The organism is Streptosporangium canum, from assembly GCF_900113865.1.
In the GTDB taxonomy this organism is placed as follows: Bacteria; Actinomycetota; Actinomycetes; order Streptosporangiales; family Streptosporangiaceae; genus Streptosporangium; species Streptosporangium canum.
The window spans coordinates 151,407-175,926 of the sequence record NZ_FOQY01000006.1 but is presented as its reverse complement, the minus strand read 5'-3'; the positions used below and the strand labels follow the sequence as shown (position 1 = coordinate 175,926).

General features: G+C 71.1%; 22 protein-coding genes. 5 read left to right on the top strand and 17 right to left on the bottom strand.

The window, feature by feature from the left end:
• The first annotated feature begins 1 nt into the window (after position 1).
• On the top strand, positions 2 to 1,003 hold the full coding sequence (locus BM085_RS11490; protein WP_093886995.1) for an LCP family protein: 1,002 nt from the start codon (positions 2 to 4) through the stop codon (positions 1,001 to 1,003).
• A gap of 145 nt (positions 1,004 to 1,148) precedes the next feature.
• Here BM085_RS11490 and BM085_RS11485 read toward each other — a convergent pair whose 3' ends face one another.
• The 15 genes from BM085_RS11485 to BM085_RS11415 form a co-directional block, all read right to left on the bottom strand.
• A complete protein-coding gene (locus BM085_RS11485; protein ID WP_093886994.1) occupies positions 1,149 to 2,102 on the bottom strand; it encodes a hypothetical protein in 954 nt (317 codons plus the stop codon).
• A 57-nt stretch (positions 2,103 to 2,159) separates the two neighbouring features.
• The gene (locus BM085_RS11480) at positions 2,160 to 3,536 is read right to left on the bottom strand and encodes an MCE family protein (protein WP_093886993.1); all 1,377 of its coding nucleotides are present in this window, start codon (positions 3,534 to 3,536) and stop codon (positions 2,160 to 2,162) included.
• Positions 3,533 to 4,552 (bottom strand): MCE family protein, encoded by a 1,020-nt coding sequence (locus BM085_RS11475; protein WP_093886992.1) that lies wholly within the window; start codon positions 4,550 to 4,552, stop codon positions 3,533 to 3,535. Before BM085_RS11475 ends, BM085_RS11480 begins: the two co-directional genes overlap by 4 nt.
• Positions 4,553 to 4,670: 118 nt before the next feature.
• Positions 4,671 to 5,714: an MCE family protein gene (locus tag BM085_RS11470; RefSeq protein ID WP_245789257.1), complete on the bottom strand. Its 1,044-nt coding sequence runs from the start codon at positions 5,712 to 5,714 to the stop codon at positions 4,671 to 4,673.
• Between the two features lie 109 nt (positions 5,715 to 5,823).
• Positions 5,824 to 6,849: an MlaD family protein gene (locus BM085_RS11465; protein WP_093886990.1), complete on the bottom strand. Its 1,026-nt coding sequence runs from the start codon at positions 6,847 to 6,849 to the stop codon at positions 5,824 to 5,826.
• Entirely contained in the window at positions 6,849 to 7,916 is a 1,068-nt protein-coding gene (locus BM085_RS11460; protein ID WP_093886989.1) for an MCE family protein, read from the bottom strand. The genes BM085_RS11465 and BM085_RS11460 overlap by 1 nt, the downstream gene beginning before the upstream one ends.
• Positions 7,913 to 8,929 carry an MlaD family protein gene (locus BM085_RS11455; RefSeq protein ID WP_093886988.1) on the bottom strand — a complete coding sequence of 339 codons (1,017 nt, stop codon included), beginning with the start codon at positions 8,927 to 8,929 and terminating at the stop codon, positions 7,913 to 7,915. The genes BM085_RS11460 and BM085_RS11455 overlap by 4 nt, the downstream gene beginning before the upstream one ends.
• A gap of 6 nt (positions 8,930 to 8,935) precedes the next feature.
• A complete protein-coding gene (locus BM085_RS11450) occupies positions 8,936 to 9,802 on the bottom strand; it encodes an ABC transporter permease (RefSeq protein WP_093886987.1) in 867 nt (288 codons plus the stop codon).
• Positions 9,802 to 10,611 (bottom strand): MlaE family ABC transporter permease, encoded by an 810-nt coding sequence (locus BM085_RS11445; RefSeq protein ID WP_031159839.1) that lies wholly within the window; start codon positions 10,609 to 10,611, stop codon positions 9,802 to 9,804. Before BM085_RS11445 ends, BM085_RS11450 begins: the two co-directional genes overlap by 1 nt.
• A gap of 226 nt (positions 10,612 to 10,837) precedes the next feature.
• On the bottom strand, positions 10,838 to 12,256 hold the full coding sequence (locus BM085_RS11440) for an aminopeptidase P family protein (protein WP_093886986.1): 1,419 nt from the start codon (positions 12,254 to 12,256) through the stop codon (positions 10,838 to 10,840).
• 105 nt (positions 12,257 to 12,361) lie between these two features.
• Complete coding sequence (locus tag BM085_RS11435; RefSeq protein ID WP_093886985.1) at positions 12,362 to 13,708, bottom strand: ABC transporter substrate-binding protein; 1,347 nt, start codon at positions 13,706 to 13,708, stop codon at positions 12,362 to 12,364.
• Between the two features lies 1 nt (position 13,709).
• Positions 13,710 to 14,834: a branched-chain amino acid ABC transporter permease gene (locus BM085_RS11430; protein WP_093886984.1), complete on the bottom strand. Its 1,125-nt coding sequence runs from the start codon at positions 14,832 to 14,834 to the stop codon at positions 13,710 to 13,712.
• Complete coding sequence (locus BM085_RS11425; RefSeq protein ID WP_093886983.1) at positions 14,827 to 15,717, bottom strand: branched-chain amino acid ABC transporter permease; 891 nt, start codon at positions 15,715 to 15,717, stop codon at positions 14,827 to 14,829. The genes BM085_RS11430 and BM085_RS11425 overlap by 8 nt, the downstream gene beginning before the upstream one ends.
• Complete coding sequence (locus BM085_RS11420) at positions 15,714 to 16,511, bottom strand: ABC transporter ATP-binding protein (RefSeq protein WP_093886982.1); 798 nt, start codon at positions 16,509 to 16,511, stop codon at positions 15,714 to 15,716. The genes BM085_RS11425 and BM085_RS11420 overlap by 4 nt, the downstream gene beginning before the upstream one ends.
• A 23-nt stretch (positions 16,512 to 16,534) precedes the next feature.
• On the bottom strand, positions 16,535 to 17,359 hold the full coding sequence (locus tag BM085_RS11415) for an ABC transporter ATP-binding protein (RefSeq protein WP_031159829.1): 825 nt from the start codon (positions 17,357 to 17,359) through the stop codon (positions 16,535 to 16,537).
• 183 nt (positions 17,360 to 17,542) lie between these two features.
• Between BM085_RS11415 and BM085_RS11410 the strand changes: the two genes are divergently transcribed.
• A complete protein-coding gene (locus BM085_RS11410; protein WP_093886981.1) occupies positions 17,543 to 18,742 on the top strand; it encodes a PucR family transcriptional regulator in 1,200 nt (399 codons plus the stop codon).
• Between the two features lie 93 nt (positions 18,743 to 18,835).
• Complete coding sequence (locus BM085_RS11405; protein WP_093886980.1) at positions 18,836 to 19,264, top strand: CBS domain-containing protein; 429 nt, start codon at positions 18,836 to 18,838, stop codon at positions 19,262 to 19,264.
• A 134-nt stretch (positions 19,265 to 19,398) separates the two neighbouring features.
• On the opposite strand, the gene BM085_RS11400 is transcribed toward BM085_RS11405, so the two are convergent.
• Positions 19,399 to 22,698 (bottom strand): S8 family serine peptidase, encoded by a 3,300-nt coding sequence (locus BM085_RS11400; protein ID WP_093887131.1) that lies wholly within the window; start codon positions 22,696 to 22,698, stop codon positions 19,399 to 19,401.
• Positions 22,699 to 23,166: 468 nt separating this feature from the next.
• On the opposite strand from BM085_RS11400, the gene BM085_RS11395 reads away from it, so the two are divergent.
• Together BM085_RS11395 and BM085_RS42885 are read left to right on the top strand one after the other, a co-directional pair.
• Positions 23,167 to 23,421 (top strand): Smr/MutS family protein, encoded by a 255-nt coding sequence (locus BM085_RS11395; protein ID WP_012889737.1) that lies wholly within the window; start codon positions 23,167 to 23,169, stop codon positions 23,419 to 23,421.
• A 134-nt stretch (positions 23,422 to 23,555) separates the two neighbouring features.
• A complete protein-coding gene (locus tag BM085_RS42885) occupies positions 23,556 to 23,957 on the top strand; it encodes an MFS transporter (RefSeq protein ID WP_143120887.1) in 402 nt (133 codons plus the stop codon).
• Here BM085_RS42885 and BM085_RS11385 read toward each other — a convergent pair.
• The gene (locus BM085_RS11385; RefSeq protein WP_093886978.1) at positions 23,875 to 24,483 is read right to left on the bottom strand and encodes a hypothetical protein; all 609 of its coding nucleotides are present in this window, start codon (positions 24,481 to 24,483) and stop codon (positions 23,875 to 23,877) included. The genes BM085_RS42885 and BM085_RS11385 overlap by 83 nt on opposite strands.
• Positions 24,484 to 24,520 lie beyond the last annotated feature (37 nt).

Genomic DNA, 24,520 nt, shown 5'->3' with positions numbered 1-24,520 from the left:
GATGGACGATCTGAAGATGCTGCGCGACCTTGGCGCCGAGCTGGAGCACCAGCCGCCGGCGACCCTGGCCCGCCAGCGCGACCGCCTGCCGGCCCTCCAGGGCGACCGCCCGCCGGCCGCCCGCCCCCGCCGCCTGCGGGTGGGCTGGCCGGTCGTGGGCCTGGCCGCCGCCGCCACCGTGGCCGCCGTGACCGTGCCCACGCTGGTGCTGAAGGCCGGTGAGAGCGTCGCCCCGACCGGAGCCAGGCCGGTCAAGGTGACCGGCGCGCTGAACATCCTCGTTGTCGGCACCGACAGCCAGGTCGGGACCCCCCGCTTCCGGAGTGGCGCGCGCAGCGACAGCATCCTGCTGGCGCATCTGCCGGCGGACCGGGAGCGGATCACGTTCGTCAGCCTGCCGCGCGACTCGATCGTCCAGATCCCCGCCTGCGGAGCGACGCCGGCCCGGAAGGACATGATCAACTCGGCGTTCGACAAGGGCGGGCTCGCCTGCACCGTCAAGACGGTCGAGACGCTGACCGACGTGCGGATCGACCACGCGATGGAGTTCAACTTCCAGGCGTTCAAGGAGGTGGTCGACGCCCTCGGCGGCGTCGAGGTCAGGTTGCCCGAACCCGTGAACAACCACCAGGCCAAGCTGACGCTCCCCGCCGGCAAGAGCCTGCTCGACGGCGAGAAGGCGCTCGCCTACGCGCGGCTGCGCTACTACGGCGACGGCTCGGACATCCAGCGGATCAAACGCCAGGTCGCGCTCATGCAGGCGATGCTGAGAAAGGCCAGGCAGGGACTCGCCGACCCCGTCCGGCTCCGATCGTTCCTCTCGGCGGCGACCAGGAGCGTGAAGAGCGACATGGACCTGGACACGATGGTCGCCGTCGCCGCAAGTGCCCGCGAGAGCCAGCCGACGTTCCTCGCGGTGCCCTGGCGGCCGGCTCCCGGGGACCCCCGCAAGATCGTCTGGAGTCAGCCCGAGGCGAGCAAGCTGTTCGGCGGCCTGCGCTAGCTCGATCTTCACCCGGAGAGTCTCCGGAGTGACCTTCGCGGGATCGACGGGGCAGCCTTCGGGCGACGGGACCCCGGGAGGGACCGCGCGGGTCCCTCCGGTCCGCCACTCCGGTCCGCCACGGTCCACAGCGGCGCCGGGAGCCCTATCCGTCCTTCTTGCCGGTGCTCGGGGAGGGGGTGGGAGTGGGAGTGGGGGCCGGTTCGACGGCCTTGCCGTTGGGGTCGGTCACCAGCTCCTCGGCCGCGCCCATCACCGTGGCGTCGTTGACCTTCCACTGGCCGCCTGACTTGATCAGGCCGAGCTCCATGTAGGTGCCGAGCATGCGCCGGGTGCCCGCGGTGCTCGTGACCTGGGAGTCGACGACCGTGATCGCCTTGGCTCTGTCCTCGGTGACCTCGCCGACGTAGACACCCCGGACCGAGGCGGACGAGTGGGCCTTCATCGAGGTGATCACGCCCTCCAGCGGGCTGAAGGCCTCATCGTAGGTCTTCTCGAAGTCCTCGCCGGAGATGGCGAAGACCTGGTCGCGATAGGCCTGGAGGTTGGCGTAGTCATAGGTCTGCAGGGCCACGGCGAACTCGCCCGCCCGTGCGGACACCGCGCCGCGCTCGGCCTTCTCCTCGGCCAGCCGGTCGGCGGCCGTCCACTGGAGCACGGCGGTCGCCGCCGTCGCCGCGAACGCCATGGCCGCGACCGCGCCCACCAGCCGGCCGCGCCACCTTCCGGCCCCCGCGAGGCGGCCCCGCTCCCCGCCCCCGGCCACCGCCCCTTCCGGTGTCGCCTGGTCCGGGGCGACCCGATCCGGCGCCGCCCCGTCTGAGGTGGCCTTGTCGGAGGCGGCGGCCTTGTCCGAGGCGGCGGCCCTGTCCGAGGTGGTCCCCTCCGAGGTGGCGGCCTTGTCCGAGATGGGCCCGTCTGAGGTGGCCTTGTCGGAGGCGGCGGCCTTGTCCGGGGTCGCCCCGTCCGGAGCCGCGTCGACCGGGGGCACGGCGGCGGAATCCGGCTCGGTGGGTTCCCCTCCGCCCTCCGGGACCTCACCGCGGCCTGAGCCCGCCCCCTGAGGGAGGTCGTCGGGCTGCTGAGGGATTGGGCTCATCTGGATCCTTCCGGCGTGGAGACCCCGGGCCTCGGTCCCGGGGAGGATGTCAACTGGTCACTCCTGTTCACGGCGGCGTGACGCCCGGCCGACCGCGATCCAGCCGAGCACGCCGCCGGAGATGACGACGGCGAAGAGGATCGCGACGATGAAAGGGGTGAGGTCCTGGCGGGTGGAGCGCGAGGTCCTGCCGGCGTCCGCGGCGGGGGTGGCGGTGTCCTCGGAACCGGTGGCGTCGAGCGGCCCGTCGCCCTCCTGCGGTGTCCGCGTCGCCTCGTCGGGCGTGGCGGTCGCCTCATCGGCCGGATCGCCGCCGCTCCAGGAGCCGTCGGTGGGGTGGGGGCCGGGGTCCTGGTCGTCGTCGGTCCGGGTGGACACCTTGACCGCGGGGCCCTTCGGGCAGGCACGCAGTGCGGGGACCTTCGGCGGGGACAGCGGGCCACGGTACTCCCGCGCCACCGGGGGGCCACCGGGGACGCTGAAGACGAACGTGACCCTGCCGTACACCCCGTCGGCCCGTCTGTCGGTTATGTCGGCGACCATCGCCTGAGTGGTGGGCACCGTCCGCAGCAGCTGGTTGATGTTCGACCGGGTCCGGGGGGTGAACACCACGCCGGGGTTCGTCCCGGCCGCGGTGAGCATGCAGGACAGGCCGGGGCGGGCGGTGGTGAGCAGGTTGTCGACCTGGCGGAAGAAGCTCGGGCCGTGGTCGAGGGCGGTGGAGAGCTGCTTGCGGGACTCGCGGATCGCCCGGGTCACCCCGGCCAGGTCGGTGACGCCCTGCGACAGCTTCTCGCGCCGGCCCGCCAGCGTGCCGGTCAGCCGGGTCAGCTCCACCGACAGCTCGTCCAGCACGCCGGTGTTGGCGGCGAGGGTCGTGGTGAGGTCGTGGGCGTTGTCCACGACCTCGCGGATCGAGGTCGTCCGGCCGTCCAGTCCCGCCGCCAGCTCGTGCACGATGGTCTGGGCGTCCTCCGGCGGCACCGCGTTCAGCAGCTTGCCGACCCCGTCGAACAGCTTCTTGTAGTCGAGCGGGACCGAGGTGCTGGCCAGCGGGATGGTGGCGCCCGCGGCGAGGGCGCCGCCGCCGGCTCCGGACCGGGGCGGCGAGATCTCCACGTACGGCTCGCCGATGGCGGACTTGCGGCGCACCTCCGCGGTGACGCCTCGCGGCAGCCGTACGTCACGGTTGATGCTCAGGCTCACCACGATCTTGCCCGGGGCCAGCGCCACGTCGTCGATCCGGCCGATCCGGACGCCGAGGTAGGCCACGTCGAAGCCCCGCACGAGACCGGGGGAGGACAGGAACTCGGCGCTGATCCGGTAGGGGCGCTCGACGATGTCGAGCTTGATGATGCTGGTGAACGCCCACACGGTCATCACCACGCCGAGCACCACGAAGAAGCCGAGGTTGATCCGGATGCGGTTCCTCATCGTGGCGGCTCCAGCAGCAGGCGGAAGTCGTCCACCGAGTTGGGCGGACGCGGGCGGTCGCTGCTCCTGTCCGGCTTGGGCAGCAGCAGTCCCTTGAGCCAGACGAAGGTCAGCAGCTGGCCGTTCACCACGATCGGTGGCAGGTCGATGAACCGCTGCACGCGGCTGATCAGGACCTTCAAGTCTTCCTTACCGCGGACCATCGAGGTGGAAACCGCGTCGAGCTCGCGGAGCAGGGTCCGCAGCCGGGCCGCGTGTCTCGGATAGACGGTGCTGTTGACCTCGCGGGCCAGCGCGGTGAGCTCCTGGAGGGTCTTCTTCACGTGCTTGCGGCCGTGGTTCAGCCGGGCGGTGGCGTCGGTGAGCGTGCCGGGCAGCCTGTCCAGCTCCTCGCTGCCCTTGGCGAGATCGTCGCCGAGCTCGGCCAGCCCGTCTATGGTGCGGGCCAGGTCCTCGCGGGACTCGGCGTAGGCGGTGGTGACCTCGGTGATCTGCCGGAGCAGCCGGTTGAGGTCCTTGCCCTTGCCGCCGAGCCCGGTCGCCGCCGCGTCCAGGACGGCGTTCACGTCCTGGGCGCCGAGGGCGTCGATCAGCGGGCCCGCCCGTTCGGTGACCTGCTCGATGTCCGGCTCCACCGATGTCCGGGTGATCGTCGAGCCGCTCCGCATGAACGGCCCGCTCGTCATGTCCCTGCCCTCGGGCAGCGTCAGCTCGACGTAGTTCTCACCCAGGATCGAGGTCTTGGCCACGACGGCGCCGGTGCCCTCGGGCACCCGGATGCCGTCCTCGACGGACATGGTGACCTTCGCGCGGTATCCGTCCAGGCGGATGTCGGTCACACTGCCCACCCGCACGTCGGAGATCTGCACGCTGTGCCCGGCCACCAGGCTCTGCACGTCGTCGAAGGTCGCGGTCAGGGTCAGCCCGCCGGTCGGCGCTCCCGCGGTCTGCAGGGTGCACGCCGCGGCGAGGCAGAGCCCGGCCAGTCCCGCGGTCAGCCGCGTCCACGCCCTCATCCGGCGTCCTCCCTTCCCCCGCGCACTCGCCGTTCCCCGCCCGTCCGGCGGCCGGACCGTCGCACCCCGCTCACTCGCTGTTCCCCGCCCGTCCGGCGGCCGGACCGTCGCACCGCGCTCACCGCCTCCCCCTCTCACCGGCGCAGTTGCTCAGCTCTCCCGGCAGGCACGACACCTTGCCCAGGCCCAGCGCGTCGAACAGCGGCGTCAGCCAGGCCCGGGTCATCGCGTTGAGCACCAGACGGATCTTGATCAGGTGGTGCTCCTTGTCCCAGGACAGGACCAGGTTGTCGGCGAACTTCCGGGCTCCGGCGATGGCCTCGGCCGCGGACTCGCTGTTGACCTTCAGGGTCAGCACCAGCTCGGCCAGGTTGGCCACGCCCTTGGGCAGTCTCTCCTGATAGGCCTCGATCAGCACGTCACCCCGCTGGATGAACTCCGCGAGGCCGGTGATGAAGCGCTTCATGCGGCGGCGCTCGTCGGCGAGGGTGGCACTGGCCTCGGCGAAGGCGTCGATGGCCGTCTTGACCTGGTCCTCGCGGCGGTTGAGGCTGGAGGCGATCCGGTTGAGGCCGTCGGCCAGGTCGATCAGCTGCTCGTCCTGCCCGGCGAGGGTGCGGGTCAGCGAGGCCGCGTCGGCCAGCGCCCGGTTGATCTGCTTGCCCCGGCCCCTGACCGTCTCGGCGAGGTTGCCGGCCACGTCGCCCATCTTGTCGGTGTCGAGGGCGTCGGTGAGTTTGGTGAACGCCTCCAGGGCGTCGTCGATCTCCACCGGCAGGTCGGTCCGCTCCAGCGGGATCACCGCGTCCGGTGCGATCCTGGCCTGGCCGGGCTTCCACGGCGGGTGGAGCACCACGTTCCGCTCGCCCAGCGTGTTCTGCGCGGCCACGACCGCCTTGACGTCGGCGGGGAGCGGCACCTGCCCGTCGATGACCAGATCCGCCCGGACCCTGTCGCCCTCCACGGTGAGCTTCTCCACCGTCCCGGCGTCCAGGCCCAGCACCTTCACCTTGGCCTGTTCGTACAGGGACGGCGCCGCGCTGAAGTAGGCCGTCAGCCGGTACGGCGACGCCCCGCCGGGCAGCAGCGAGCAGCCTCCCGCCGAGAGCGGCAGCACCCCGGCGAGGAGCGCCGCGACCGCTCTCGTCAGGGGGCGTCCCACGCCGGGCGCACGCCGTGAACGGTCCGTCCTTCGCGGTCCACGCGTCATTCGGGTCGCTCCGCTCCGGGCGCGTGCCGGGAACGGCCCGCCCCTCGCAGTCCACGGCGTGTCATCGGCTGGTCCTGTCCTTGCGGATGGCGCCGAGCACCTCGGGGTTGATCGGGCCGAGGCCGGTGGTGATGGCCTCCACCCACGGGCCCTGGCCGCCGGAGGTGGCCAGTCCGGAGAAGGTGGGCCCGACCCAGGCGAGGACGGAGTTGAGCGCCTTGCCGCCGTCGGCGCCGAGCCGGTTGCCGATCGCGGTCACGTCGTCGACCACCGCGATCAGGTTCTTCTCGTGCTCGGTGACCAGTTCGGTGATGCTGTTGACCAGGTCGCTGCCGTCACCGAGCAGGGACTTCAGCTCGTCGCGGCGGAGCCGCAGCTCGTTCAGCATGATCTCGATGGAGTCGATCAGCCGGCCGAGCTGCGCGTCCTTCGTCTCCAGCACGTTCATGATCTTGTTGCCGTTGTCCAGCAGTCTCTGGAGCTGGGGCTCGCTCTCGCTGATGATCTCCGAGAGCTCGCCGATGTTGTCCAGCAGCTTGCTGACCCTGCCCTTGCGGGCGGGTTTGAGCTCCGCCAGCTCCGACAGGAGCTTGTCGACCGAGTCGGTGTCGAGCTTCTGCACCAGCCGGGTGGCGTCCTTGAGGGCGTCGGTGATCAGCACGGGGGTGCTGGTGCGCGACATCGGGATCCGCCGCCTCTCCTCGGGCAGCTCGTCCATGTACGGCCGGGTGACCGGTCCGGTGAGCTTGACGTAGCGGCCGCCCAGCAGGTTCGACAGGGTGATCTCGGCCCGGGTCTGCGGGCCGAGCCTGATCCCGTCGTCCACCTTCCAGGTGACCACGACGTGCCCCTGGCCGTAGTCGGCGCGTACCTCGGTCACCTTGCCGACCGGGACGCCCGCCACCCGCACGTCGTTGCCGGAACGCAGTCCGGCGGAGTCCGGCAGTATCGCCGACATCGTGTATCCGCCCTCCAGCAGCCCCAGGTTCCCGACGAGGAAGGTGGCCACCAGGACGGAGACGAGGACCGCCATCGACACCAGGCCGACAACGGTCTTGTCGCGGTCGCGGAACGACTTGAGCGCCATCAGGGGCCCACCAGCACTCGCCGCAGGTTCCCCGTGCTGGTGAGCTTGAGGTTGCCGCGCAGCGGCGGGGGAGCGCTCATCGGGTAGGGGCAGGGCTGGGGGCCCAGCGTGAGGCAGGGCACCGCCGTGGTGACGAAGTGCCCCCGGCCGGTCACCTGGAACGAGCGCCGCAGCGGCGGGGTGATGGTGTTGAGCACCTTCTCGACGCTGCCGATGTTGCGCCGGATGCCGCCGGTGAGCCGGGTCATGCTGTCCACCACCCGGCCGAACTCCCGGGAGTTGCGGCCGAGCACCTGGTTGTTGACCCGGACCGTGGTGGACAGCTCCACCAGGGCGTCGTCGACCAGCTCGCGGTTGCGGGCGAACGCGCCGGTCAGCGCGACCAGGTTGTCCACGAGCTGCGCGATCTGCCTGTCCCTGCGGGCGACGACCCCGGTCACCGTGGCGTAGTCCTCAAGCAGCCCCTGAATGATCTCCTTGCGGTCGGCCACCGTGGTGGTCAGGTCGTTGAGGTTGTCGACCAGTTTGGGGATGTTCTCCTGGTTGCCGTCCAGCGCCTCGCCCGCCGCGGTCAGCAGCTGGTTGATCTGGTCGGGGTCCAGGCTGCGGGTGAGCGGGCCGAGGTCGCTGACCAGCTCCCCGATGTCGACCACCGAGCTCGTCAGCTTCACGCGGGCGCCGTCGCCCAGCGTGTCGGCGGCGGTGCCGGGCACCAGGTAGATCACCCGCTGGCCGATCGTGTTGCGCCAGCGGACCGCGGCGGAGCTGTCGGAGGGCACCCGCACCGCCGCCCGCACGCTGAGCACGACCTCGGCCCTGCCGTCGACCACCTCGATCGAGTCGACCTGGCCGACCGGTGCACCCGCGATCTTCACCTGGTCACCCTCGTGCAGCCCGGAGACGTCGTCGAAGGTGGCGACGAGGCTGTAGGTGTCGCCGACGTTCACCCGGGCGATCTGGGCGCCGATCAGGACGATCAGGGTGGCCGTCACGAGCAGGAAGACGACGAACTTGGCGAGTGTCCAGCGGCGCTGGACCTGCTCTCTCGACCGGGCCAAAAGGCTCACCTGCCGTTCGTGGGGCCGCAGGCGCCGACGAAGAGCTCGCAGATGTCGGTCGCGATGAAGGCCTCCATCTTGATCTGGTTGGCGCCGTCCGGGCCCTGGCCCGTGACCAGGTCGTTCAGCACACTGAGGAGCTGGTTCAGTCCCCGCACGCCCTCGCCCGCGACGCCGAGCTGCGCGTACAGCAGCGCGGCCGCGCGCTCCCCGGCGTTCACCGCGGCCTTGAGGTCCCTGCGGTGCTTGCGCAGGCCGTGCGCGGTCAGGTGGGAGATCTCGTCGAACTCCCGCAGCAGCGCGCGGATCTTGTCGGCCCGCTTCAGCAGGTCCGGAGTGATCACGTTGAGGTCGGAGGAGATCGCCACCAGATCGTCGCCCTTGTCGGCGAGACTGGCGCTCAGCGCCCCGGCGTCGCCGATGAACCGCCTGAACTCCCCGCGGCGCCGATGGGCCACCTCGACGATCTTCCCGGTGCTGTCGACGATCCCCCTGATCTGCGGGCCCTTGCCGTCCAGGCCGCGCCCCAGGGTGTGCACGATGGTCGTGATGTCCTGGGGGTCCACCGCGCCGAGCCCCTCGTGGGCGGCGGAGAGGGAGTCGGACAGGTCCGTGGGCGCCTCGGTCCTGGTGATGACGGCGTCGTCGCCCAGGTAGGGGCCGGCCGTCTCGCCGGAGCCGAGGACCAGGTTGACGAACTTGGGGCCGAAGACGGAGGACGGCTCGATCGCGGCGGTGACGGTCTCGGGCACCTTGACGCCGGGCTCCACATGCATGGCGATCACGGCCCTGCCTTGGTGGTCCAGGGTGACGGAGTCGACCCCGCCCACCGTGATGCCGCGGATCTTGACGGGCGAGTTGGGATCCAGCCCCTGCCCGGCGTGGGTGAACACGGCGCTCACCCGCATGCCGCTGACGCTCGCCGCGCTCCGGACGACCAGGGCGAGGGCCAGGACGAGGGCGAGCACCACGCCGAGCGAGACCGCCAGCCGGATCGGCAGGGGGACTTCACCACGTGCCATCGCCGCTCACCCCGTCAGCTTCACGCCGCTGCCGTTGCCCCAGAACAGGTAGGACAGCAGCAGGTTGAGGAGGATGACGGTGACGATGGACTGGCGGATCGCCCGCCCGGCCGCGATCCCCACGCCGACCGGGCCTCCGGTGGCGTTGAATCCGTAGTAGCAGTGGATGCTGATGACGGCGAACGCGAAGACGATCACCTTGATCACGCTGTAGACGATGTCGATCAGCGGCAGGCCGAGGTAGAAGTAGTAGTCGTAGACGCCGGGCGACATGCCGAACAGGACGGTGCACATCAGCCGGGTGGCGAAGAAGCTGGCGAACAGCGCGATCATGTAGACCGGGACCAGCGCGATCAGCGCGGCCACCACCCGCGTGCAGATCAGGTAGGTGAAGGCGTTGATGGCCATCACCTCCAGCGCGTCGATCTCCTCGGAGATCCGCATCGCGCCCAGCTCGGCGGTGAAGGACGAGCCGACCTGCGCCGCGAGCGCGACCGCCGCGATGATCGGGGTGATCTCCCGGACGTTGGCGAAGCTGCCCACCAGGCCGATGAAGGACTCGGCGCCGATCGCCTGCAGGCCCTGGTAGCCCTGCAGGCCGACGGTGGCGCCGACCGCGAAGGCCATGGTGAACGCCACGAAGACCATGCCGCCGCCGATGACGGTCGCGCCGACGCCCACCACCACGTCGCTGACCTGGCGGAGCACGACCTTGGTGAACTTCAGCCGGAAGACGATGTCCCGCAGCGAGTAGAAGACGACCTTCCACAGGAAGAGCGGCCAGTCCGACAGCGAGGCCGCGCGGTCCACGACGTCGCGCAGCATGCCGTAGAGGCGGAATCCGGCGGTGCGGGCTCCCGGGATCGGCGCCATCACATGGGCCTGGGCGGGTAGGCGAGGAAGTAGATCATGGTGATCACGTAGTTGACCGCGAACACCAGCATGAACGTGACGACCGTGGACTGGTTCACCGCGCGTCCCACGCCGACCGGGCTGGTCTGGCAGGTCATGCCGAAGTAGCACGACATGATCGCCGCGATGAAGCCGAAGATCCACGCCTTGAACAGCGTGACCAGCAGGTCGCTGGTGACCAGCAGGGACACCGCGCCGTCGAAGTAGGCGCCGGGGGTGACGCCCTGGATGACGACGTTGAAGAAGTAGCCGCCGCTCGCCCCGGCCACGATGACCAGCGGGACCAGCAGCACGGCCACCGTGCTGGCCGCCCACAGCCGGGGGGTGACCAGGCGGTGGACCGGGTTGACCGCCATCACCTCCATGGCGGCCAGCTCGTCGCGGATGTTGCGGGCGCCGATGTCGGAGGTCATGGCCGAGCCTCCGGCGCCCGCGATGAGCAGGGCCGAGGCCATCGGGGCGACCTCGCGGACCAGGCCGACCACCACGGCGCCGCCGGTGGCCGAGGAGGCGCCCAGCTGCCAGGCGAGCTGGCCCACCTGGAGGGCGACGGTCGCGCCCAGCGGGAGCGAGACGAGCAGCACGGGCAGGCTGGTGACGCGGGCGAGGAACCAGCACTGCTGGATGTACTCCCAGAACCAGGTCCTGACGTCCCAGGTCCGGCGGAATCCCTCAAGTGCGATCACCGACATGTCGCCGACCCGGCCGAACACGTCGGTGCTCCGGCGGACGAGGTAACCGGTGACCCCGACCCGCCCGCCGACCGCCATCAGTGCGCCGTCCGTAGTGCCATGAACACCTCGGGGTTCGCGACTCCGACCATGGATCAGTCACCCTACTGACGGGTAGTCCAGTAAGTCGATGGCTCCTGTGTAATTTGATGAAAAGGAATGAGGCCCAGATCACATCTTGTCAGGGCCTCACATTTTCCACAGGTGATCGCGGGTACGGGCCGCGACGTACGGCGGTCGCGGGTGCGGGGCCGCCCCGCTCCGGTCAGGCGGAGATCGCGCTCATCCACCCCTCGATCTCGTCGGGGTGGCGGGGCAGCCCGGCCGACATCAGGCGGGCGCCGTCGGCGGTGATGACGAGGTCGTCCTCGATCCGCACGCCGATGCCGCGCAGCTCCGGCGGGAGCGTCAGGTCGTCCGGCTGGAGATAGAGGCCGGGCTCGACGGTGAGGACCTGGCCCTCCTCCAGCACGCCGTCCAGGTAGACCTCCGAGCGGGCCCTGGCGCAGTCGTGGACGTCCATGCCCAGCATGTGGCCGCTGCTGCACAGGGTGTAGCGGCGGTACAGGCCGCTGTCGGTCTCCATCGCCTCGTCCGCGCCGATCTTCAGCACGCCCCAGTCGTGCAGTCCCTCGGCGATGACCCGCATGGCCGTCCGGTGGAAGTCGCGGAACCTCGCGCCCGGCCTCAGGGCGGCGATGGCCGCGCTCTGGGCCTCGTAGACCAGCTCGTAGACCTGGCGCTGGATCGGGCTGAACCGTCCCGACAGCGGCAGGGTCCTGGTGATGTCGGCGGTGTAGAGGTTGTCGGTCTCCACGCCCGCGTCGAGCAGGAGCAGCTCGTTCTCGTTCAGCCGGCCGTCGTTGCGGATCCAGTGCAGCACGCACGCGTGGGCGCCGGAGGCCACGATGCTGTCGTAGCCGACCGCGCCGCCCTCCAGGCGGGACCGGAGGCCGAAGACCCCCTCCAGGTAGCGCTCGCCGCGCCGGTGGGCCAGGGCCTGGGGCAGCGCCCGCACCACGTCCTCGAACCCACGGGCGGTCGCGTCCACCGAGAACTGCAGCTCGGCGATCTCCCACTCGTCCTTGACCAGCCGCATCTCGGACAGGAACGTCTCCAGCTCGCCGTCCCCGTCGTGCGCCGCGACCCGGGAGTCCAGCGAGGCGTCCACGCCGCGCAGCACCCGCGCCGGCCCGCCGAGCGCGTCGTCCAGCCTGTCCACGGCCGCGCAGTCGATCAGATAGAGCGCCTCCGCCTCGGCCAGGTCGGGACGGCGGCCCACCCAGAACTCGCCGTAGCGGCGGTCCCGGTAGAACTCCTGCCCGGCCGTCCCCGGGGCCGAACGCGGCGAGCGCGGCCGCAGGAACAGCGTGGCCGACCCGGACGGTTCGATGACCAGGACGTTGCCGGGCTCCTGGTCGCCGGTGAGGTAGGTGAAGGCGCTGTGCGACCGGAACCGGTAGTCGCTGTCGTTGCTGCGGGCCTTGAGCGTGCCGGACGGGATGATCAGCCGCTCGCCGGGGAAGCGCGCGGCGAGCGCGGCCCGGCGCTTGGCGGTGTAGGCCGCCAGCGGCAGCGCGGTCAGGTCGTCGCGGCGGGTGTCGGCCCAGCCGGTCGCCATGAACGCGGCGAGGGCGTCGGAGATCGGCAGGTCGTGGCTGCCGGTGTTCAGCTTCTCGGTCATCGTGTCCCCGGGAGCGAAGGTGTGTGGTATTTCACACATTACTCCGGGGCGGTACGGCGCGCACCCCTACTTTAGGCGGGTGCGCGCCGTACCCCGGACCGGCGGTCAGCCGACCGGCACCGGGTAGTCCTTGGCCAGGTCCGAGATCGCCGCCTCCTTGAAGACCACGGCGCCGCCGAGCGCGGCCTTGTCCGGTTTGACGACGAAGGACGCCCGCGACGCGGGCTTGTCGAACATGGAGAAGTCCATGACCGTGCCGTAGTCGCCGCCCCAGGAGGACTGGCCGCGGTGCGCGGCGACGACGGCGGCCCGGCTCAGGTCCTTGCCCTCACAGGCCTTCCTGAGCGCGTCGCTGACGATCGCCGCCGCGGAGTAGCCCGTGGCGACCCCGCTGTCGATGGTCTGGCCGGGATACTTCGCCGCGTAGTCGGCCGCCAGCTTCTTCATAGCCGGCAGCGGCGCGCTGATCGGCGCGCCGCCGGTCATGACGTAGAAGTCCTTGAGCAGGGCGGGACCGGCCGGGGTGGGGAGCAACTGCGGGGAGTAGGCCGAGTTGCTGCCGACGAACGGCACGTCCATGCCCTTGGCCAGCGAGACGCCGACGAGCGAGGCCGACTGCTTGGGGCCGACCGAGACCAGCACGGCCTTGACCCCCTCGGCCTTGAAGGCGGCCACCTGGGCGCTCATGTCCTGGTCGGTCGCCTTGATCTTCTGCTCGACGAGCGTCAGGCCGAGCTTCCCCGCCGCGTACTTGGAGCCGTTCAGCGCGCTCTCGCCGTAGTCCCCTTCGAAGTAGAGGTGACCGATCTTGTCTCCGGACTTGATGCCCTTCTCCTTGACCAGGAAGTCCACCCCGTTGATCATGTCGATGTCGTAGGTGGTGGCGGTGACCTGGATGGGCTTGCTGCCCAGCAGCCCGGTCGCCCAGGCCATCGGGATGGTCAGCAGCTCGTCTGCCTCGATGCGCTGCTTGAGCGCCATGACCATGGGAGAGCCGATGAAATGGGCGATCGCCACGGACTTGGGGGCGATCTCGGTGTAGGCCGCCACGGCCTTCTGCGCGTCGTAGCCGTGGTCGCGCACGACGGCCTCGACCTTCCGGCCGCACACGCCTCCACCCGCGTTGACCTGCTCGAAGTAGAGCTGCTGCGCCTGGGTCAGGCTCTTGCCGAACGAGGCGTAGGGGCCGGTGAGATCGGTCATGAGGCCCACCGTGATCGTGTCGGCGGTGACGCCGGGGCCGGTCTTGACCCCGTCGCCGCCGACGGCCGGCGAGGCGCCGGCGCCCCCGGTGGCCTTCCCGCTGGCGCACGAGGCGACCGCCAGGGCCAGGACGGCGAGCACCGCGATCCGCCGGGCCGGGATCGCGGCGATCCCGCCGCGGCGCGGCGCGGGGAGCGGGAGGCCGCCGCCTTCGGGGAGCGGGAGCGGGGACGGGAGTGGAGGAGTCACGTCAGTTCCTTGTCTCGGGGGACGGGCGTAAGGAGGCCTTCTCCGCCGTGGAGGCGGAGGCGATCCGGCGGTTCGGGGACGGCCGCAGGCGGCCGGCGAGGCCGAGCAGGCCGCCCGGCAGGAAGAGGACGATCACGACGACGGCCGCGCCGTACAGGATCCGGGCGGCCTCGGCGGGGGAGACCCCGCCGGAGCCGGGTTCGGCCACCAGCGGCAGGGCGTCGCTGTAGCGGGTCAGGAGCTGGGGCAGCAGGGAGATGAAGACGGCGCCGATCACCGCCCCCGCGACCGAGCCGAGGCCGCCGATGACGATCATGGCGAGGTAGTCGAGGGAGAGCAGGATGCCGAAGTACTCCGGCACGGTCCGCTGGAAGACCAGCGCGAGCAGGACGCCGGCCAGCCCGCCGTACATCGACGACAGCACGAACACGCCGGCGCGGTAGCGGGCCACCGGAACGCCCATCACCCCGGCGGCGATCTCGTGGTCGCGGATGGTGTTCATGGCCCGCCCGGGACGTCCGGTCAGCACCCCGCGGGCGAACAGCGCCGCGCAGACCAGGGCGGCCAGGCCGAGGAACCACAGCCGCTCCAGCGCGCCGAACGGCACCTGGGCCACCACGAGCGCGGGGGAGTCGGCGAAGGCGAACCCGAACAGCTCCATGGGCGGCACCGGGCGGCCGTTGTAGCCGCCCGTCACGGGCCCGGCGTTGAACAGCAGGTGCTGGCCGAGGAAGATCAGCGCCAGCGTGGCGATGCCGAGGTAGGCCCCTTTCAGACGGCCGGCGATCGGGCTGAACACGCCCCCGGCGACGCCCGCGGTGAGCACCGCCAGCACCGCCGCGACAGGAGTGGGCAGGCCCAGCCCGGCCAGGCCGGGGCCGGGATCGGAGGCGAAGTAGACGTAGGAGTAGGCCCCGGCCGCCAGGAAGAACGCGTGACCCATGGACAGCTGGCCGGTGGCGCCGGTCAGCAGGTTGATGCCGATCGCCCCGACGGCCGCCGACATCGCGAAGAGCCCGGCCTGCAGCCAGAAGCCCTCCAGGTAGAACGGCACCGCGACCGCGGCCGCGACCAGGACGGCCGACCGGAGGAGGATCCGCACGGACCCGCCGGGCTTGTCAGACACGTGCCAGCTCCCTCGTCCCGAACAGCCCCGCGGGGCGGATGAGCAGGACCACGATCATCACGAGGAACGGCGCGACGTCGCCGATGCCCCTGCCGAGGAAGGCCAGGTCGTTCTGGTAGCCGCTCATCAGGGTCTCGGTGACCCCGATGATCAGGCCGCCCACCAGCGCCCCCGTGGTGGAGTCGAGGCCGCCGAGGATCGCCGCGGGGAAGGCCTTCATGGCGGCGAACGTCGTGCTGCGGTCCAGGCCCGGCGTGGGGAACACGCACAGGAAGAGCGCGGCGACGGTGGCCAGGGCGCCGGCCACCGCCCACGCCCCCATCGACACCCGCCCCCGCCGCACGCCCATCAGGGCGGCGGTCTCGGGGTCCTCGGCGGTGGCGCGCATGGCGACGCCCCAGCCGGTGTGCTTGAACGCCAGCAGGAACGCGGTGATGAGGACCGCCGCGACGGCCAGCGCCACGACACGGGTCTGGGCGATGCCGACGGCCCCCAGGTGCACCACCTGGTCGCGCCACGGATCGCCCAGGGCGAGCACCTCGGTGCCGATCCGCCGGGTGAGCTCGGTGGTCAGCACGATGTCGACGCCGATCGTCACGATCGCCAGGACGCTGTGGGAGGAGACGTTCGCCCGGCGGATGATCAGGAACTCGATCAGGACGCCCACGGCGGCCGCGCCGGCGACGCCGAGCAGCAGGGCGGCCCAGAAGCCGATCGAGGAGTGCAGCCTCGCGACGACGAAACCGCCGGCCAGCAGCAGCGAGGCGTGGGCGAAGTTGACCACCTCGGTCGCCTTGAAGATGATCACGAACCCCAGGGCGATCAGCGCGTACACCGCGCCGACGGAGATCCCGTTCGCCAGAAGCTCCAGGAAGGTGGTCACGGAGCGGCCTCCCCGCTCCCGCTCGCCGCGCCCAGGTAGGCGCGGATGACCTCGGGATCGTCCTGGACCTCGGCGGGAGGCCCGCCGGCGATCCGCCGGCCGAAGTCCAGGACCGTCACCGTGTCGGCGAGCCGCATGACCATCCCCATGTCGTGCTCGACCAGCAGGATCGAGATGCCGAGGCTCTCCCGGACGGCGACGACCAGCTCGGCCATCTCGCGGCGCTCGCCGCCGTTCATGCCGGCCACCGGCTCGTCGAGCAGGAGCAGGCGGGGCTCCATGCACAGGGCCCGGGCCAGCTCGACCCGTTTCTGCACGCCGTACGGCAGGAGCCCGACGGGGGTGGCCAGCCGTCCGGCGAGCCCGACGAAGGCGGCGATCTCGTTCACCCGCTCGCCGTGCAGCCGGGCCTCCCGCCGCGCGGACGGCAGCCGCAGGCCGGCCGCGACGAATCCGGCGCGGGTCAGCCGGTGCCGGCCGAGCATCAGGTTGTCGCGCACCGACAGGCGGGGCGACAGGGCGATGTTCTGGAAGGTGCGCGCCACGCCCAGAGCGGCGATGCGGTGCGGAGCCAGGGCGGTCAGCTCCGCCTCGCCGAAGCGCACGCTGCCCGCGGTGGCCCGGTAGACCCCCGACAGCACGTTGAAGCAGGTCGACTTGCCCGCGCCGTTGGGGCCGATGACCGCGTGGACGCTGCCGGGCTCGACGGTGAAGCCGATCGCGTCGAGCGCGGTGAGCCCGGCGAAGCGCACGGTGACGTCCCGGACCTCGAGCCGGGGCGGGGAACCGGCCATACCGTCTGGTTGGTATGTGTCGCTCACGCCGACCACCTCGCCAGGGCCGGGCGCCCGGCGGACGCGCCGGCCGGGGAGGCCGCCCGGTCGTCCTCGATCCCCAGGTAGCGCCGGCGCACCTCGTCGCTCCGGGCGAGGTCGGCGGCGGGGCCGGACAGCGCCACCTCGCCGACCTCCAGCACGTACGCCTGGGAGGCCAGCGAGAGGGCCATGGCGGCGTTCTGCTCCACCAGCAGCACCGTCGTCCCCTGCGCGTTGATCTCGCGGACCGTCTCGGCGATCCGCGCCGCCATCATCGGCGCCAGGCCGAGGGTGGGCTCGTCGAGCAGGAGCATCGCCGGCCGGGCCATCAGCGCGCGGCCGATGGCGAGCATCTGCTGCTCGCCGCCCGACAGCAGGCCCGCGCGCTGCCGGGCGCGTTCGGCGAGCACGGGGAAGAGGGTGTGCACGCGCTCCCTGGCCCCGGCCGCGGCCCGGCGGTCACGGGCGCCCAGCGAGCCGGCCCGCAGGTTCTCCTCCACGGTCATCCGGGCGAACACCCGGCGTCCCTCGGGCACCTGGACGACGCCGCGGGCGACCACGGCGGAGGCGGCCGTGCCGGACAGCCGTGTCCGGCCGAAAACGATCTCGCCCGCCGTGATCCCGCCCCGGTGGAACCTGAGCGTGCCCGAGACGGCGCGCAGCAGGGTGGACTTCCCCGCGCCGTTGCCGCCGAGCACCGCGACGATCGAGCCGCGCGGGACGCTCAGTGAGATCCCGCGCAGGGCCGTCACCGGACCGTAGTTCACCGCCAGATCCCTGACGACCAGCCCGGGATCTTCGGGCGGTGGAGGGGCGTGGACGTCCATGTGTGCCTCCTGACAACCGATGAACGCACCCAACCCGGGTGGTTCACCGGAGTCCAGAGGCCGGGGTGAAGTCGGGACCGGCGCCCACGGGGAGCCGGTGCCGGTTGTGCGTCAGCACAGCACGGGGTCACGAAACAGAACAGAACCTTGTTCGGCTTCGTGTGCGGCTGACACCATTGCCCGATGGGGATCCGGACGACCGCCGACGACGAGGTGCGCAGGATCATGCGCATGGCCGCCGCCCGGCTGATGCAGCGCCTCCCCGAGCTCACCGACGAACTGGTGACCAGGACACGTGACACCGACGAGGCCTACCGCCGGATGGTGCCCACCGACGACCACTGGCAGAGCGTGCACGACGCCATGCGGGTCGGCATCGGCGCCATCCTCCTGCCTCTCGCCGAGCGGCGGGACCTGCAGCAGGCGGAGCGGACCGCGCGCCGCCGCGCCGAGCAAGGCCTGCCGATGGACTCGCTGCTGCGCAGCTACCGGATCTCCGCCCAGGTGATGTGGGACGGGCTGGTCGGCGTCGTCGCCGAGGAGGAGCCCGACAGCCTGCCGGTGCTGATCCGCAGCGCCACCAAGGTCTGGCACGCCGTCGACCGGCAGGCCGTCGCGGCCGCCGAGGCCTACCGCAGCCGGGAGGCCGAGATGTTCGGCCGGACCGCCGAGCGGGTCCAGGCCCTGCTCGACGCACTCCTGGAGGACCGTGCCGACGCCGCGCTGGTCCGCAGCGCGGCCGCGGCGCTGGACCTGCCCGAACTCGGCCGCTACGCGGTCGTCATCACCCGCCTGCCGGGCCGCCACGACCACCGGGACGACGCCCTCCGCCCGACGGGCCTGGGCGTGATGCGGCTGCTGTGGCGGATGCGCCCCGACTACGAGGTCTCGGTCGTCCTGCTCCACGAGGCGGGGATGGAGGACCTGACCCGCGACCTGCGCCCGCACGTCACCGGCTGTGCCGGGATCAGCCCGGTGGTCGAGGGGCTGGCCGAGCTGGGCCGGGCGCGCAGGCTCGCCGAACTCGCCCTGCGGACCTGCGTGGGGGAGGGGCCGGAGATCGCCCGGCTGGAGGACCGGCTGCCCGCGGCGCTGGTGGTGAGCCAGCCCGAACTCGCCGGCCACCTCAGCGGCGCTGTGCTCCGGCCCATCCTCGCCCTGGACCCGGCCGACCGGGAGGTGCTGCTCGGCACCCTGGAGGCCTGGCTGCGCTGCGAGGGCTCCGCGATGCGCGCCGCCGGGCAGCTCTACTGCCACCGCAACACGGTCTTCAACCGGATCCGCCGCATCGAGCAGCTCACCGGGCGCTCCCTGGCCCGCCCGCTGGACATCGTGGAACTCGCCCTGGCCCTCGACGCGGTACGGCTACTGCCCGTGACCTGACAGCGACGCCGTTACCCCCGTCCGTGCTTAGACAGGGTGTCGATGGGGCAATGGTTAGGGATACCCCAGCCAGGTTGAACCGAGGTGGTGCCAATGCTGATCGGTACGATTCTGCAAGGCAAGGGAGCTGATGTGACGACCGTCCGCCCCGAGGCGACGGTGACCGAGCTTTTGGAGCTGCTGGCCGAGCACAACATCGGCGCCGTGGTGGTCTCCGAGGACGGCTCGTCGATCGCGGGCATCGTCTCCGAGCGCGACGTGGTGCGGCGGCTGAACGACCGGGGCGCGGACGTGCTGACCGCCCCGGTGTCGTCCATCATGACGACCGACGTCCGCACCTGCCCGCCCACCGCCGACGTCGACGACCTGCGGCAGACCATGACCACGCACCGCATCCGGCACGTCCCGGTCGTGGCCGACGACCGGCTGGCCGGGATCGTGAGCATCGGCGACGTCGTCAAGAGCGCCATCGAGTCGCTGGAGACCGAGAAGGCCTACCTGGTCGACTACCTGCACCGCTGAGGCCCGCCCCCGCGGGGCTCGCGGGCACCGGTCCCGCTCCGCGCGAAGCCCGGGTCCCGCCCGGGCGACCGGGTCAGGACCCGGGCAGGACCCGGGTGGGCCCGGCGCGCACCGGCGCCGGGCCCCACGGGTTCCTACTGCACGGTTATCTTGTCGACCTCGATCGTGATGCCCTTCACCTGCGGTGTCGACGTGCCCGTCGTCACCGACCCGCTGCCCGCGCTGACTCCCTTGACCTTCATCGTGTAGGTCAGGGTGCCGCCGGGGGCGCCGGGCGTGCTGGTCACCCGCAGGTCCTGGGTCGGCGGGCCGGTGATCTGGCCGCCGGCCGTACCCTCGTCGTTCTCGGCGCCGACGGTCAGGCCGTAGCCCGCCGGGGTGTCGCCGGGCAGGTTGTCCGGGTCGTAGGTGTAGGTGATGTCCTCGGTCCCGTTCAGCCCGATCCACTGCTGGAACACCTTGGCGTCCGTGGTGCCGTAGACGTTGAGGCGCCATTCGACGACGAGCCAGTCACTCACGCCGTCGGTCAGCGTTCCGACGTAGACGCCCGGCGCGCCGGTGCCGTCCAGGTCGGTCCAGTAGGGGGCGAGCACGTTGTTCGGGCTGGCCGGGTTGGGCAGCGACTGCGGGGTGGCCGAGATGTCGGTCGAGCCCGCGGTGCCTCCGGCGACGGTGTAGCCGTTGGCGACGACGCCGATCCGGTTGTAGGTCTTGCCCGCGTAGGTGAACGGCGGGACGGTGAAGTTCAGCGCCTGCTCGTCGCCGATCGGCGTCGGCGTGATGCCGAAGGCGTCGAGCGGCAGGTAGGGCGCGGGCCCGGTGCCGGGGGCGATGCTCGGGCTGTCCGGCTGCCTGGCCGTCAGGGTGGTCTTCGCCGTCGCGATCTGGGTGCCGACCTTGGTGGCGCCGGTCACGGAGTTCAGCCGCAGCTTGCTGTCCAGCGTGCTGACCGCCGTCACCTCGGCGTCCTCAAGGGTGGTGTTCTGCACGCTCACCGTGCAGGTGGACTCGCCGGTGTCGCGGGCGATGGTGTCCGGCACGCAGGTCTGCTCGACCGGGACGGCGCCCTCCTTGCGGAAGAACGCCACCGGCAGGTGCAGGTCGCGGCTGCCGCCCGACTGCTTGAGGTTCACCTGGCCGAAGTACTGCCCTTCGGGCAGCTCGGGCGCGGTGACCATCACCGTGATCTTGGCGGTCTTGCCCGGCTTGACGGTGAACCGGGGCGGCAGCACCGTGATGTTGGCCCCGCTCACGGTCGTGCCCGAGGTGGTGTAGGTGAGCGTCTTGTCGGTGACGTTGGTGAACGTCCGCTTGGCGGTGATGAGGCCCGGCATGGTCGGGGCGTTCACCGACGGCAGGTTGAGGTCGATGCGGTTGAGCTCGTCGTTGGCGGAGGCGGCGAAGTTCTCCGCGGTCTCGTTCAGCGTCAGGCCGGGGTCGCCGGCCTTGGTCAGGTCGATGCGGCCGCCGCCGAAGTCGAACGGGTCGGCGGGGGTGACGCGGTCCTGCTTGGTGACCGAGGTCTTGGCCGTCGTCTCCAGCGCGGACTTGACCTGGCCCGGGGTCCAGTCGGGGTGCAGCGCGAACACCAGGGCCGAGGCGCCGGCGACGTGCGGCGACGACATCGAGGTGCCCGCGATGACCTGGTACAGGTTGCCCTGCGGGCCGCCCGCCGGACCCTCCAGCGCCGGCGTGGTCCCGGCCAGGATGTGCAGGCCGGGCGCGGTGACGTCCGGCTTGAGGAAGTCCCCGCCCGGCCCGCGGGAGGAGAACGTGGTGATCGCGTCGCCCTGCCAGGTGGCCTTGGCGCCCTGGGTGAACTTGCCGGTCGCACCCGGGTTGGCGGACAGGAAGGCCAGCAGCGCGTCGCTCTCCGGCTTGTCGATGTGGACCGTCGGGATCCAGTGGTTGTCGGTCATCACGTCGAGCGGCGTGGTGTTGTAGAGGATCATTCCGGCCGCGCCGCCCTGGAGCACGTTGTAGCTCTTGAGCACCCGGTTGGGGCCGCGCTCACAGGCGACGATCTTGCCGGTGAACAGGCCAGCCGGGGCGGGGGAGGTACAGAGCGCGTTGGAGTACGGCGGAGCCGAGGCGAGCACCACCGGCAGCGGTGAGTTCACCCCGGCCGTGATGGAGGCGCCCTTGACCGTGGCCGTCGCGCCGCCGGAGCCGGCCAGCGTGATCGTGGACTGGAACGTCCTGGTCTGCGTGGAGGCAGCCACGGTGGTCACCCACGGGCTGAGGTGGTTGGCGGTCGCCGCACCCGGACCGGCGTTGCCCGCCGAGGCCGACACGAGCACGCCCGCCGCGTAGGCGTCGAGGAAGGCCAGCTCCACCGGGTCGCTGTAGGGGGAGTTGCCGCCGGAGATCGAGAAGTTGATCACGCGGACGCCGTCGAGGATCGCCCGGCCCACCGCCTGCGCGGAGTCGGAGGGGAAGCAGCCCTCCACGCCGCAGACCTTGTAGATCGACACGTGCGCCGCCGGGGCGATGCCGTGGATCGGGCCGCGGCTGATGCCGAGCGGGTTGGCGTCGGCCACCGGGCCGCCCGCCGAGGTGGTCGCGGTGTGGGTGCCGTGGCCGTTGGAGTCACGGGCGCTGTCGGGGTAGACCTCGCCGGGGAACAACGCGTTGTAGGTGTCGAGGAACGGCGCGCCGCCGATCAGCTTCTTGTTGCAGGCGAACGGGTCGGCCGCCGGGGTCAGCGGGTTGTCGCCGAAGTTGCAGACGCGCGGCGTGCCGTCCTTGGTCGGGGGCGCGGCGGGCAGCGTGCCGGGGTCGGCGAACTGGGGGTGCTCCGGCCAGGCGCCGGAGTCCAGGATGCCGACGACGACGCCCTTGCCGGACGAGGCGCTGCCGCCCAGCTTGTTGTAGATCGTGGGGGCTCCGATGAAGGAGGCGCTGGAGTCGGTCAGGAGCTGCTCGGGCCTGTCCTCCTGGACGGCGGCCACCCCGGGCAGCTTCAGCAGCTCGGCCGCCTTGTTGGCGGGGATCCGCAGCGCCATGCCGCCGTAGACGGTGCGCAGCTTCTGCCCGGCCTTGGCGCCGGGCACGCTCTTGGCCAGCCCGGCGAGGAAGGTGTTCTCCACCTCCTCGATGTGCTTTTCGTATTTCTTGGCGTCGGCGCTTTTGATATCGAGAGCCTTGCCGGTCTTGGCGGGGCTGGTGGCGGGAAGTCCGTCAAGCCCACCCTGGTAGGCGGCGTAGGAGTCGTAGTCGAGTTTGACCATCACGCTGACCGTGTCGCCCGAGGTGGACTTCAGCAGCGACTGGTCGCTCTGGGCGAGCTTGCCGGTCGCGGACTTGGCGCCCTGGACCGGTTCGCCACCGGTAAGCGGGGTCGCCGTCCACTTCTTGGCGCTCGGGGTGGGGGTCGGATCAGCGCTCGCCGGCGGCGCCATCGCCGCGACGAGTCCGGCGGCGACGGCGAGCATCGCCACGCGCCTGGTCCGTGATAAGTGGGACTTCCTTGGCAACGAGACCTCCCTGTAGGGACGCATGACCACGTCACGCCGGAAGGAGGTGTCAGGTCACCCGGGCATGCCTGGATCAGGGCATGGCTGAGGAGGACTCGACCCTCCCCGTTGGGTGACGAGAGAACGGCCACCCGTAAAGGCGGCCGATCATGCAGGGAGCCTAACTAGAGATCATTTATTTGCCTAGATCGTGGAATTGCCACAATCAACGGATTAATTGGTCAAATTTAATTACTCGGTCAGCCCAGCGGCCTGTCAGCCCAGCGGCCTGTCAGGTTCACGCGGAGAGGGCCGGCGCGGCGGAGGTGAGCTCCGGTCTCATCGGCAGAGCCGGCCCGCGGCTCATCAGCCCCTCGTACATTTGGGGATGAAACGCGGCGAGCTGGTGCGCGTAAACTGGTCCGACGCGACCTGTGGGAGGCCCGGTTGAAGCTCAAGCTGGATCTGCATCCGATCTTCAACCGGGGCGGTGAGATCGACAAAGCGCTGCGGGGCATCATCGACGAGGCCATCAGGAAGAAGGCCACCGAGGTCGAGATCATCCCGGGCAAGGGGTCGGGTCAGCTCAAGAAGAAGGTCCTGCGCTTCCTGGAGCAGAAGGAGATCAAGGCCCTCTACCACCGCATCGACAAGGACGCCAAGAACCACGGTCGGCTGTTCGTGTACTTCCGCTACAAGTAGACCGGCGAGCGCGCCGGCGACCGCCGTCAGGCCGTCGGGTCCGCGCTCGCCCTGGCCGTCCTCGTCGCCGGCGAGCGCCGCGGTCCGCCCCGGCTTTCCCGCCCGCCCTGCTGCGCGCAGGCGGGGTGCCCCGGATGCCGGCCACGGGCGCGGCGATCCAGCTCGTCATGTCGGAGGTGCTCTTCGCCCTCGGCCTGCACCTTCTCGACCACCTGCACCTGACCCCCGCCCAGGCCGGGCTCGCACACCCGCCCTTCATCATCGTGCCGCTGACCACGACGATCGTCGGCGCGGCGCCCGCGGGGACCGGGGGTGTCGTGGGCGGGCTGTTCAACTCCGTGCGGCAGGTCGGAGGGGCGCTCGGGTCGGCGGTGCTGGGCAGACTCGCCGCCACCGCGGGGGCGGGGCAGCCCTCGCCATGGCGGCCGTGGTGCTGGCCGGGGTCAGCGTTGTTCAGCGTTCCCAGGCTCCGGCGGGGATGCTGTAGAAGGTACGGGTCGGCGTCCACCACTCCCGATCTGCGAAGCGTCCCGTGATCCGGCCGACCACGCACCACAGGGTGTGGACATCATGCTCAAGGTCACCATCGGGGTCGAGTGCCAGCCCCTCGGTGAAGGGCCGGTAGTCGGGGAGGGACATGTATCCGCCCTCCTCGTACGGTGGATTGACATCGCCGAGCAGTTCCCCGTCGTAATGGAGGTACAGCGGCTCAAGTCCTTCACCCACCTCGCCCCAGAATTTGATCTGGAAGGCTCGCCGCTTTCCGAGATTGCCGATCGCGGGATGGGTCGAGGACAGCCCGAAGACGAAGAGATGGGTCCAGCCCGGCGCGTGCGGGCCGATCCAGATGCCTTTCGCCGGAGGGCCTTTGTACCTTCCCGCGAGCGTTGTCACGTCGCACTCCAGGCGTGAGCCCGGGTCCACGCGGAATCGGCTGGACAGTTCTTCCGGGTCGTCGCTCTCCACCCAGAGGGCATGGAAGCCGAGCTGGAGTCCGCGGCCGTACTCGACCAGCAGGTCCCACTGGTTCTCCGCGGGAAGAGCCTGTTCCGTGTTCGTCATTCTTCACATCCTGCTGTCCAATGGGAATGCGGGGCTG